12 protein-coding genes are annotated in these 10,688 nt (G+C 64.0%); 10 read left to right on the forward strand and 2 right to left on the reverse strand.

What is annotated here, in order from left to right:
• From JNN06_RS10780 to JNN06_RS10795, 4 genes are all read left to right on the forward strand, one after another.
• A partial coding sequence (locus JNN06_RS10780) for a phosphoribosyltransferase family protein (RefSeq protein ID WP_291239595.1) occupies positions 1-285 on the forward strand: 285 nt, incomplete at its 5' end.
• A 59-nt stretch (positions 286-344) separates the two neighbouring features.
• A complete protein-coding gene (grxC, locus tag JNN06_RS10785; protein WP_291239596.1) occupies positions 345-599 on the forward strand; it encodes a glutaredoxin 3 in 255 nt (84 codons plus the stop codon).
• Positions 600-602: 3 nt separating this feature from the next.
• The gene (locus tag JNN06_RS10790; protein ID WP_291239597.1) at positions 603-1,433 is read left to right on the forward strand and encodes a carbon-nitrogen hydrolase family protein; all 831 of its coding nucleotides are present in this window, start codon (positions 603-605) and stop codon (positions 1,431-1,433) included.
• Positions 1,433-1,876, forward strand: a complete 444-nt coding sequence (locus JNN06_RS10795; RefSeq protein WP_291239598.1) for a MarR family transcriptional regulator — start codon at positions 1,433-1,435, stop codon at positions 1,874-1,876. The genes JNN06_RS10790 and JNN06_RS10795 overlap by 1 nt, the downstream gene beginning before the upstream one ends.
• Positions 1,877-1,918: 42 nt before the next feature.
• Here JNN06_RS10795 and JNN06_RS10800 read toward each other — a convergent pair whose 3' ends face one another.
• Positions 1,919-3,043, reverse strand: coding sequence for a polysaccharide biosynthesis/export family protein (locus JNN06_RS10800; RefSeq protein WP_291239599.1), 1,125 nt, complete (start codon positions 3,041-3,043; stop codon positions 1,919-1,921).
• Between the two features lie 132 nt (positions 3,044-3,175).
• Here JNN06_RS10800 and JNN06_RS10805 point away from each other — a divergent pair, with 132 nt between their 5' ends.
• From JNN06_RS10805 to JNN06_RS10830, 6 genes are all read left to right on the forward strand, one after another.
• The gene (locus JNN06_RS10805) at positions 3,176-3,799 is read left to right on the forward strand and encodes a sugar transferase (RefSeq protein WP_291239600.1); all 624 of its coding nucleotides are present in this window, start codon (positions 3,176-3,178) and stop codon (positions 3,797-3,799) included.
• Positions 3,800-3,903: 104 nt separating this feature from the next.
• Positions 3,904-5,814 carry a nucleoside-diphosphate sugar epimerase/dehydratase gene (locus tag JNN06_RS10810; protein WP_291239601.1) on the forward strand — a complete coding sequence of 637 codons (1,911 nt, stop codon included), beginning with the start codon at positions 3,904-3,906 and terminating at the stop codon, positions 5,812-5,814.
• 159 nt (positions 5,815-5,973) lie between these two features.
• Positions 5,974-8,133: a YjbH domain-containing protein gene (locus tag JNN06_RS10815; RefSeq protein ID WP_291239602.1), complete on the forward strand. Its 2,160-nt coding sequence runs from the start codon at positions 5,974-5,976 to the stop codon at positions 8,131-8,133.
• Entirely contained in the window at positions 8,130-8,804 is a 675-nt protein-coding gene (locus tag JNN06_RS10820; RefSeq protein WP_291239603.1) for a YjbF family lipoprotein, read from the forward strand. Before JNN06_RS10815 ends, JNN06_RS10820 begins: the two co-directional genes overlap by 4 nt.
• Positions 8,805-8,879: 75 nt before the next feature.
• Positions 8,880-9,086: a hypothetical protein gene (locus tag JNN06_RS10825; protein WP_291239604.1), complete on the forward strand. Its 207-nt coding sequence runs from the start codon at positions 8,880-8,882 to the stop codon at positions 9,084-9,086.
• Positions 9,087-9,172: 86 nt separating this feature from the next.
• Positions 9,173-10,039 (forward strand): YihY/virulence factor BrkB family protein, encoded by an 867-nt coding sequence (locus JNN06_RS10830; protein WP_291239605.1) that lies wholly within the window; start codon positions 9,173-9,175, stop codon positions 10,037-10,039.
• Between the two features lie 6 nt (positions 10,040-10,045).
• Here JNN06_RS10830 and JNN06_RS10835 read toward each other — a convergent pair.
• Positions 10,046-10,688: translocation/assembly module TamB domain-containing protein (locus tag JNN06_RS10835; protein WP_291239606.1), on the reverse strand; the 643-nt coding region annotated here is incomplete at its 5' end.

Consider the following 10,688-nt stretch of genomic DNA (forward strand, 5'->3'; position numbering starts at 1 on the left):
CATCTTGTAGCCCCCGAACCCCCCTTGCAGATCCAGCGCCTGATCCGCCGCCGCAACACCCGCAGTCAGGAAGGGCGGGACCGCGAGGGGCGGTTTCTGAATGTCGAGGAGGCCTTTCGCATCAACCCCAAGCGCGACTGGATGGTGCATGGCCGCCCCGTGCTGCTGGTGGATGATGTGATGACCTCGGGCGCCACGCTTGGTGCCTGCGCCGATGCCTTGCTGGCGGCGGGCGCGGCGCGGGTTGACGTGATCGTCATGTGCCGCGTTGCGAAAGAGGGGTAAATCCTTATAGTCGCGGCCAAACCCGTTGGCCCAAGCCCGTTGGCCCAAGTGAGAGCGCGATGAAAACCGTTGAAATCTATACCACCCCGACCTGCCCCTATTGCCTGCGTGCCAAGCGCCTGCTGACCGAAAAGGGCGCCGCCTTCACCGAGATCGACGTGAGCCGCGACCCCGCGTTGCGGGATTTCATGACCGATCGCGCGGGCGGCAAGCGCTCGGTGCCGCAGATTTTCATCGGGGGCACGCATGTGGGCGGCTGTGACGATCTGCATGCGCTGGAGGCCAGGGGCGCGCTTGATCCGATGCTGGCCTGAGCCATGCGCTGCGCGCTGATCCAGCTGAATGTGACGGATGATCCGGCGGCGAACCTGCCGGAAACGCTGACCTATATCCGGGCCGCCGCACAGGGCGGCGCGCAGTTCGTGCTGACACCGGAATGCACCAGCCTGCTCTCCTCCAGCCGCGAGCATCAGCGCGCCACCTTGCGCCCGGAAAACGAAGACCCGACGCTGGCGGCGCTGCGGGCCGAGGCGGCGGGTTTGGGCATCTGGCTGCTGATCGGCTCGCTGGGGGTGCTGACCGGCGATGCCGACGGGCGCTTTGCCAACCGCTCGTTCCTGATCGCGCCGGACGGTGCGATTGCTGCGCGCTATGACAAGATCCATATGTTCGATGTGAACGTGTCGGAAACCGAGGTCTACCGCGAAAGCGCGGCCTATCGGCCCGGCAACCGGGCCGTGCTGGCCGAAACGCCTTGGGCGAAGATCGGGATGGCCGTGTGCTATGATCTGCGCTTTCCGCATCTGTTCCGCCGCTTGGCGCAGGCCGGGGCGCAGGTGCTGACGGTGCCTGCCGCCTTCAACCATCTGACCGGCGCAGCGCATTGGGAAACGCTGCTGCGCGCCCGCGCCATCGAGACCGGCTGTTTCGTGCTGGCTCCGGCCCAGACCGGTTTTCATGCCGAGGCGCATGGCAAAGGCCGCATGACCCATGGCCACAGCCTTGCCGTAGCCCCTTGGGGCGAGGTGCTGGTGGATGCGGGCGGCGATCCGGGCGTGTCCTTCGTTGACCTCGATCTGGCCGAGGTGGCGCGCGCGCGGGCCCGGGTGCCCTCGCTGGCCCATGACCGCGATTTCGAGGGGCCGTGATGGTGGAAAAGACCGATGATCTGGCGATTGCCCTGTTCGGAGAATTGTTCGCCACCGATCAGCTGGCCCGCAACCGCATCTCCAAGGTGCTGCCCAAGGGGATGGAGCTGTCGCATTTCGGTGTGCTGAACCATCTGGCGCGCATCAATGAGGAACGCACGCCCGCTCAGTTGGCGCGCAGTTTTCACGTCACGCGCGGGGCGATGACCAATACGCTGGCCAAGCTGGAATGGGCGGGCCATGTGCATATCCGGCCCGATTGGGATGATGCGCGGCGCAAATGCGTGGCGATCAGCCCGGCGGGGCGGTCGGCCCGCGATGCTGCGGTGCAGGCGGTGGCGCCGCTGATTGCCGAGGTAGTGCAGGCGCTGGGCGCTGATCGCGTGCGCGCCGTGCTGCCGGTGCTGCGCGAGATGCGCAGCAAGCTGGAGGGCGATGACTGAGCGGTAAAGTCGGTGGAGAGGGGGCCGCCGGCCCCCGCCGCATCAGTTGTTCAGATTATCCAGCCGGGTGCCGACACCCATCAGATCATAGACCAGCTTGATGGTCGCATTGGTGTTCATGACCGAGCTTTCGGTGACCATGACCAGATCACGGTCCTCGATCAGAAACTCGCCTGCGCTGAACAAGCCATCGGCGGTCGTCAGGTCGATGGCAAAGATCATGCGGTCTTTCGACGGGCCGCTGCCATCGCTGCGCACATGCTTTGCCTCGTAATCGCGCAGCACCAGCACGCCCTTGGGGTTGGCGCGCGCATCGTTCAACCCGCCCGCCAGCGAGGCGGCATCCAGCGCCGTCACCTTTTCCTGGGGGAAGGGGATTTGCGCTTCGGTCTTGGTGGCGCCCAGCGTCAGGAAATAGCGCTCGTCATCCTCGAGATACACCTTGTCGCCCCCGCGCAAAGTGGTGTCGAGCTTGGGGTTTTTCAGCAGGCGCTCGGCCGAGATGCCGTAAAGCTTGCCGCCGCGCATCAGGCGCACCTGTGGGTTTTTCAGGTCTTTCGAGATGCCACCGCCATGGGCAATCAGGCTCAGCACGGTGAAATCGCGGTCCGGCATGACGATATTGCCGGGATTGGCCACGCCGCTGACCAGATCGACCGAGCTTTGCCGCCCCGGCTCGTGCCGGATCTGCACCTGGGCCGAGGGGATGATGCTGGCGAATTTTTCCTGCACCGTGGCGCGGGCGCGGTCGGGCGTCATGTTGGCGACATAGACCCGATCCACATAGGGCAGGAACACCTCGCCCTCGGCAGAGACGCGGATGCCTTTCAGCTCCACCACCTTCTGCCCGTTCTGGGTGAGCAGCGAGCTTTCGCCGTTGTCCCAGATCGACAGGTCCAGCATGTCGCCCGCCTCGATGCTTTGCGAGGCCGGGCCGCGCACCCGCTCCAGCCAGCCCGAGACGCCGGGCCCGGCCTTGCGCGGCCAGCCTTGCAGGGCGGGCAGGGTGGCCCGGGTGACCGGATAGACCGCGAAAGTGGCGTCTTCGGCCTCGGCGCCCTTGAGGATCTGATCCGCACGCGGCGCGCCGCCGGGCGCATCCGCACAGGCAGACAGAACCGTCATGCCCACCGTCAGCAGCAGAAGCTTGCCGGTTGTCTGGATCATTCTCTACTCCGGGTCGGGTGTCCGCCTGGCAGGGTGGACGAATACAGCCTGTGCAAGATACTTGGGCAGCGATATGGGTTCAACGTCCAAATGTAGGGATCGGCAAGGCTTTGTCGGAAAGGGTTTTGCGGGATGACGCTGTCGAAACGGCTGTTTGATCTGGCTTTGGCGTTGCTGCTGGTGGCGGTGCTGGCGCTGCCCTTTGCGGTGTTGCTGCTGGTGTTGCTGGTGGTGGAGGGGCGGCCGCTGTTCTATGTGGCCGAGCGGATGCGCGCGCCGGGCCAGCCGTTCCGGCTGTGGAAGCTGCGGACGATGCGGGTGGTGGCGGCGGATTCCGGGGTTTCGGGCGGTGACAAGAGCGACCGCGTGACCCGGATCGGCCGCATCCTGCGCCGCGCCCGGCTGGATGAGATTCCGCAATTGTGGAATGTGCTGAAGGGCGACATGAGCTTTGTCGGCCCGCGCCCGCCCCTGCGGCTGTATGTCGAGCGGTTTCCGGCATTATACGCCGAGGTGTTGAAAAGCCGCCCCGGCATCACGGGCCTCGCCTCGCTGCATTTCCACGCCCATGAGGAACGGATGCTGGCGCGCTGCCGCGATGCTGCCGAAACCGATGCGGTTTACAGCCGCCGCTGCGTGCCGCGGAAGGCGAAAATGGATCTGATTTACAACAAGCACCAGAATATTTGCTTCGATCTGCGGCTTATCGCCGATACGGCGGGGCGGGTGCTTTTCAAAAGACTCTTCCGGATGTAAACCTTTCCGCCAAAGGTCGAGTGAATTTCGGAGCCTGCACGTTTCAGGCCCCAAGAGACAATATCAGATCAGGGCAGTTTTCGCCTCGGCCACCCAGGAAAGCAATGAAGCATATCCGTTCTGCACTTTTTGCGCTGCAATCAAATCTGACACGCCGCAACAAGCAGCTGATCCTTTTGGCTTTGGACATCCTGCTGCCGCCGGTGGCGTTGGTCTTGTCGGTGCTGCTGATGCGCAATGGTGGTGCGATGCTGCGCCAGATGCCGCAGCTTTCCTATATCCTGCCGGTGATCGGCATTGTCGGCGGGGTTGTGGCGGTGCGTCTGGGCCTGCCGCGCATCCAGCTGAAATCCTATGAAACCTCGGCGATGATGCGCACCGGCATCTATGCCGCCATCATGACGCTGTTCACCGCGCTGGCGCTGGAGCTGACCACCACCGGCTTTCCGGTGGCGGGGATCGTCATTTATGGCTTGATGCTGTTCCTTGCCTCCGCCTCGGTGCGGATCGCGATGTTGAACATGCTTCTTTGGGTGCTGCGGCAGGGCCAGCCCAAGCATCGCGTGGTGATCTATGGCGCCAGCACCACGGGCGTGCAGCTGGCCGCCGCGCTGCGTTCGCATGAGCGGATCGTGCCGGTGGCCTTTGTCGATGACAATGCGGCGCTGCAATCGACCATGGTGGCAGGGCTGCGGGTGCTGCCGCCCGCCGATCTGGAAATGCTGGTCGCGCAATTCGACATTGACCGCATCATTCTGGCGATGCCCTCGGTATCGCGCCCCAAGATCGCGCAATTGACCCGCAAGCTGCGCGATATGGGATTGAAGGTGCAATCGCTGCCCTCCTTCTCGCAGCTGGTGGGCGAGGAAGAGCTGATCGACAATCTGTCGCCGGTGGCGCCGGGGCATTTTCTGGGCCGCGATCCGGTGGATCAAAGCCTGGCCCGCGCCGAAGAGGTTTATCGCGGCCAATCGGTGCTGGTGTCGGGGGCGGGCGGCTCGATCGGGTCCGAACTGTGCCGGCAAATCCTGCGCTATGGGCCGGAGCGTCTGGTCCTGTATGAGGTCAGCGAGGTTGCGCTGTATAATGTGGACCGCGACCTGAAAGAGGAAGCCGAGCGTGCGGGGGTGGAAATCATCCCGGTTCTGGGCTCGGTGACCGATTCAAGGCTCACGCGGATTGTCTTGCAGAAATATTCCGTGAACGTGGTGTTCCACGCGGCGGCCTACAAACATGTGCCGCTGGTAGAGATGAATCCGCTGGCCGGGCTGGCGAACAATGTGCTGGGCACCCGCACCATGGCCGATGCGGCGCATGAGGCCGGGGTGGGGCGGTTCATTCTGGTCTCCTCCGACAAGGCGGTGCGGCCGACCAATGTGATGGGCGCCTCCAAGCGGCTGGCCGAACTGGTCATTCAGGATATGGCCAAACGCTCGGGCAAGACGCTGTTTTCCATGGTGCGTTTTGGCAATGTGCTGGGGTCTTCCGGCTCGGTCATTCCGTTGTTCAAGGAGCAGATCGCCAAGGGGGGCCCTGTCACCCTGACCCATGAAGACGTGACCCGCTATTTCATGACCATTTCCGAGGCGGCGCAACTGGTTCTGCTGGCGGGGTCTTTTGCCGATCGGGAAACCTCGCGCGGCGGGGATGTGTTTGTGCTGGATATGGGCAAGCCGGTGCGCATCCGCGATGTGGCGGTGCAGATGATCCAGACGGCAGGGTATTCGGTGCGCGACGAGGCGCACCCGGATGGTGATATCGAGATCGTGGTGACCGGCCTGCGCCCCGGCGAAAAGCTGCATGAAGAGCTGCTGATCGGCGAGGGGCAATTGACCACCCAGCACAGCAAGATCCTGCGCGCGCATGAGGAGAGCCTGTCGGAGCTGGAGCTGGCCTCGGCTCTGCGCGCGCTGCGCTCGGCCATTGCCACGGGCGACGAGGATGCCGCGCGGCAGGTCATCATCGCCTGGGTGCGGGGCTATCAGGCCCCGGCCCATGCCACCGCTGCGCAATGATCTGCTGCCCGCGCGGGCCCCGGCTGCGCAATGATCTGCTGCCCGCGCGGGCCCCGGCTGCGCAATGATCTGCTGAAACCCCTTATGCACGATTGTTGATCCTGCCGCTTTCACATAGAGTGACGGCAGGATCCCCTACGTTTGCAAGGCTCTTTACGCATGACCATTCTGGCCGCCCGGAAAGCCCGGCTTCTTGTCGCGACTTCGTTGATCGCCCTTGGCGCCCATCATGCGGCTTTTGCCGAGATGGCTCCGGCTCCCGGTCTGAACACCTACGGGGTGCCCGGCCTGCTGGATATGCCCTCGGGCGAGGCGCTGCCGGATGGCTATCTGACCACCTCGATGGCGGGGTTCGGCTCTACCTTGCGCACCACGCTGAGCTTTCAGATCAGCCCGCGCCTTTCGGCCAGCTTTCGCTATACCGGGGTCCAGCACTGGAACCGAACCACGGGTCTGGATAACCAGTTCAACACCTATTACGACCGCAGCTTTGACGTGCGGTATCAGATTCTGACCGAGGGGCAGTATCGCCCGGCGGTGACGGTGGGCTTGCAGGATTTCCTCGGCACCGGCCTGTTGTCGGCGGAATATATCGCCGCCACCAAGCACATCTCTCCGCGCCTGAAGCTGACCGGCGGTCTGGGCTGGGGGCGGCTGGGTTCGCATGGCGACATCGGCTCGCCGCTGGGGGATCGTGACCCGGTGGATGTGGGCGAGGGCGGCAAGGTGAACTTTGGCCAATGGTTCCGCGGCCCGGTGGCGCCCTTTGCCGGGGTGGAATGGCAGGCCACCGACAAGCTGTCGCTGAAGGCCGAATATTCCTCGGATGCCTATGAGCTGGAGGATGAAAAGCGTCAGACGATGGAGTTGAAGAACCCCTTCAGCTTTGGCGCCGAATATCAGGTGAACGAGAACCTGCGTCTGGGCGGTTATTACATGTATGGCTCCGAGGTTGGCTTCTCGGCGCAGTTCACCATGAACCCCGGCGCGCGCCCGCAGGGCAATGTGAACGACACCGCGCCCGATCCGGTGAAGGCGCGCCCGGCGCGCGCCGCCGATCCCGAGGCCTGGTCGCCGGAATGGGTGACCCAGCCCGATGTCGGCCCGGTGCTGATCGAGAACCTGAACAAGCGCCTGAAAGCCGATGGGCTGCTGGTGGAGGGCATCCGCTATCAGGGTGATACCGTCCGCGTCACGGTGCGCAATGACCGCTATGATGCCGAGGCGCAGGTGATTGGCCGCGTGGCGCGCGCCATGACCAATGTGATGCCGGCCTCGGTCGAGCGGTTCGAGATTGTCCCGGTGGTGAACGGCATTCCGGCCTCGCAAGTGGCGGTGCGCCGCTCGGATGTGGAGCAGCTGGAGTTTGCCCCCGATGCGGCGGCGCAATTGCGGCAGCGCGTGGAGATTGGCGAGGCCGACCCGCTGCGCGGCACTGGCATGGTGATGAACCCCGATCTTTATCCGCGCTTCCGCTGGAACCTTGGCCCCTATCTGCGCGCCTCGCTGTTCGACCCGGAGGCCCCGGTGCGGGCCGAGGTCGGTGCCCGGCTGACCGCGAGCTTCGAGCTGGCGCCCGGTCAGCTGCTGTCGACCTCGATTGCGCAGCCGCTGGCCGGCAACCTCGACAAGGGCGATCCGCCCTCGCCCTCGGATTCGCCCAACCCGCCGCCGCGCGTGCGCTCCAATGTCTCGCTCTATGATCAGGAAGGCGCGCCCGCCATCGAGCATCTGACCTGGGCCTGGTATGCGCATCCGACCGCCACGATCCACACCCGCATCACGGCGGGCTATCTGGAGCGGATGTTCGGCGGCGTGTCGGCAGAGGTGCTGTGGAAACGCTCTGACAGCCCCTTTGGTCTTGGCGCCGAGATCAACTATGTGAAACAGCGCGATTTCGACCAGCTCTTCGGCTTCCAGGACTATGACACGGTTACCGGCCATGTCTCGGGTTATCTGGAATTCGCGCATGGCTATCACGCGCAGGTCGATGTGGGCCGCTATCTGGCCGGTGATATTGGCGCCACGCTGTCCTTGAACCGCGAGTTCGACAATGGCTGGAAGGTTGGCGTCTTTGCCACCAAGACCGATATGTCGGCCGAGGATTTCGGCGAGGGCAGCTATGACAAGGGCATCACGCTGTCGATCCCCTTCACCTGGTCGCTGGGCACGCCGTCGCGCGATGTCGCCTCGACCACGTTGCGCTCGCTGTCGCGGGATGGTGGCGCGCGGCTGGAGGTCGAGGGGCGCCTGTATGAGACCTATCGCGACTACGATACCTCCGGCCTTGATGGCCAGTGGGGGAGGTTCTGGAAATGAGCCGCCTTGCCCTGCGGGCTGCGGCCCTATTGGCTGTCGCCGGTCTGACCCTTGCAGCCTGCGGCAATGACAAAAGCGCCGCCCCCGGTCTGCGCGCCGTGAAGGGCGTGGCGGCGGATCTGTTCAAGCGGGGCAAAAGCGATGCGCCGCCCGCCGTTCTGACCCGCGCGCAATTGGCCGGTTTCAACACCCCGATGCTGATGGCCGAGGTCAAGACCGCCAATGTGCTGCTCTATCTGGTGCCCTTCGGCCAGAATGGCGGGGTGGAGACCTGGGCCACCTCGGATGACCGCACGCTGTCCTTCCGCGATGGGGTTCTGGTGGCGACCCGCGGCCTTGGCCCGGACATCATGCAGGCCGAAGTGCCCAGCCGTGCGCAGCTGGCCGCAGGCCGTGGCAGCCATGGCCGCGCCTATTATTACCTTGATGGCAATGACAAAATCCGTCGCCAATCCTGGTCTTGCACCCTGTCTGATCGGGGGGTGGAGACAATCGCTGTGGTAGGGATGCAACACACGACACGTCATGTGGTGGAGACCTGCACCGGAGAGGGGGGTGAAATGACCAATGAGTATTGGTTTGAAGGCGGTGGATATGTTAGGAAATCCAAGGAGTTAATCATGCCGGAATGGGGGTATGCAGAGGTGTCTCGTGTGGTTGACAAGCCCTAGAAGATACTCCTTACTTTCCCCGTCCCGATATGCTAATCCCGTGACAATCCAGTTCAGAATCCATGGAGATTGAAAATGAAAAAAATCGCTGCTCTCGTCGCTCTGTCGTCGATGATGGCTTCGGCCGCTCTGGCCGGTGGCCCGGTTGTGGTCGTTGACCCGGTTGAGCCGGTCGCCGTTGCTCCGGCTTCGTCGGGCTCGATGGGCGCTGGCGCCGTTGTCGCCGGTCTGGCCGGTCTGGCTCTGGTCGCCGCTCTGGTGTCGGACGACGACTCGGAATAATTCAGACCGTCTTCGGACGCCTGAATGGCAGGGCTCGCTTCGGCGAGCCCTTTGCTTTTTCGGCCACCCCTTTACAGGAGCGCGCCATGAGCCTGATGCGATACCGTTTTCTTCTGCGCTGGAAATCGCGGGTTGCCCGTGTGTTTGTGCGGGCGGGGAATGCGAATATCAGCATGGCGGCGGCGGCGGTGGCCTTTTTCGGCTTTCTGTCCATTTTTCCCGGCATTGCCTTTGTCATCGCGATCTGGGGCTTTGTGGCCAATCCTGATGCGATTCGGCAGGAGATGGCGCTTCTGGCCGAGTTTCTGCCCGCCGATGCCTTTTCGCTCATCAATGTTCAGGTCGAAGCGCTGCTGTCAGCCACGGGGGTCGATCTGGGCTGGGCCACGCTGGTTTCGCTGATGCTAGCGCTGTGGTCGGCCCGGGCCGGGGTGCAGGGCATGAATTCCGGCCTGAACGCGGTCTGGCACCGGCCTGACCATAGCAGCCTGCGCGGCACGGGCCTTGCGCTGCTGATGACGCTGGTGCTGGTGGCGATCGCGCTGGCGGCGCTTGTGGCGGCCGTGGGCGTGCCTTTGGTGATCGCCCTGCTGCCTCTTGGCCCTGCCGCCTCAATCGCGCTGGAACTGGCCAATACGTTGCTCTCTGCGAGCCTCGTCGTGCTGGGGCTGGCCCTGACCTACCGCTTTGGCCCCAACCGCCATGAAAGCCAGCGGGCGCGCCTGCTGACGCCCGGCCTGCTGGTGGCGGTGATCCTGTGGTTTGCGGTGTCACGCGGCTTTGTCGTTTATCTGGCGCATTTCAACACCTACAACAAAGTCTATGGCTCCATCGGGGCGGTGGTGATCCTGATGATGTGGCTCTATCTCAGCGCCTATGCCATCCTGTTTGGCGCGGCGGTGGATGCCGAGCGCGCGGCGGTGCCGGAGGAAGGGCTTCCTCCGGTCGCCTGAACGCGGTCAGTAGTCTTTTTCCTTGAAGATGCCGATGCTGGTTTCCCCCTCGGCGCCCACGCTGCCGCGCAGGGTGACGGTGGGGGTGACATCCAGGTTCAGGTTGATCTTGGCCTTGCCCTCGCCATCCACCTCCACCTCGGTATAGGCGTTTTTCGAGATGTATTTGCCCGCCTTCACCTCGGTCTGGCCCTCAGCATTGGTGCTGATGTCAAGGTCATCGAGGCCAAAGCCCTTGCGCAGCTTCGACAGGATGCCGTCGCCGCCCTTGCCTGCCAGCGTGGCCACGGCCGAGGCCAGTTGTGCCGCCTGAAAGGCTGAAAGCGCGCTGAGATCGCGGTTGAACAGCAGCCGCGCCAGCACCTCCTCCTCGGGCAGTTCGGGCGCCGAGACAAAGCTGACCTTGGGCGCCGAGGCATTGCCTTCGATCTTCACCGAACTGGTGATGCCATCGCTTTCGTTGGAGGCCAGCACCGACAGCCAGGGGTCAAAATCGCCCTGCATCTGCAATTGCGCCTGCGCGATGGTCAGGCGCTTGCCCAGAATGTCCAGCCGCCCCCGCACCAGCTCGAACGCGCCGGAGGGCACGATATTGGCGGTGGTGCCAGTGACGCGCAGGGTGCCGCCCAGCTCCATGTCCAGGCCACGC

It is taken from the genome of Gemmobacter sp., from assembly GCF_016792925.1.
Taxonomy (GTDB): domain Bacteria; phylum Pseudomonadota; class Alphaproteobacteria; order Rhodobacterales; family Rhodobacteraceae; genus Gemmobacter.

Excerpts from the sequence above, each read along its gene's own strand:
- grxC (WP_291239596.1), top strand. The coding sequence starts at position 345 with ATGAAAACCGTTGAAATCTATACCACCCCGACCTGCCCCTATTGCCTG.
- JNN06_RS10790 (WP_291239597.1), top strand. The coding sequence starts at position 603 with ATGCGCTGCGCGCTGATCCAGCTGAATGTGACGGATGATCCGGCGGCG.
- JNN06_RS10795 (WP_291239598.1), top strand. The coding sequence starts at position 1,433 with ATGGTGGAAAAGACCGATGATCTGGCGATTGCCCTGTTCGGAGAATTG.
- JNN06_RS10800 (WP_291239599.1), bottom strand. The coding sequence starts at position 3,043 with ATGATCCAGACAACCGGCAAGCTTCTGCTGCTGACGGTGGGCATGACG.
- JNN06_RS10805 (WP_291239600.1), top strand. The coding sequence starts at position 3,176 with ATGACGCTGTCGAAACGGCTGTTTGATCTGGCTTTGGCGTTGCTGCTG.
- JNN06_RS10810 (WP_291239601.1), top strand. The coding sequence starts at position 3,904 with ATGAAGCATATCCGTTCTGCACTTTTTGCGCTGCAATCAAATCTGACA.
- JNN06_RS10815 (WP_291239602.1), top strand. The coding sequence starts at position 5,974 with ATGACCATTCTGGCCGCCCGGAAAGCCCGGCTTCTTGTCGCGACTTCG.
- JNN06_RS10820 (WP_291239603.1), top strand. The coding sequence starts at position 8,130 with ATGAGCCGCCTTGCCCTGCGGGCTGCGGCCCTATTGGCTGTCGCCGGT.
- JNN06_RS10825 (WP_291239604.1), top strand. The coding sequence starts at position 8,880 with ATGAAAAAAATCGCTGCTCTCGTCGCTCTGTCGTCGATGATGGCTTCG.
- JNN06_RS10830 (WP_291239605.1), top strand. The coding sequence starts at position 9,173 with ATGAGCCTGATGCGATACCGTTTTCTTCTGCGCTGGAAATCGCGGGTT.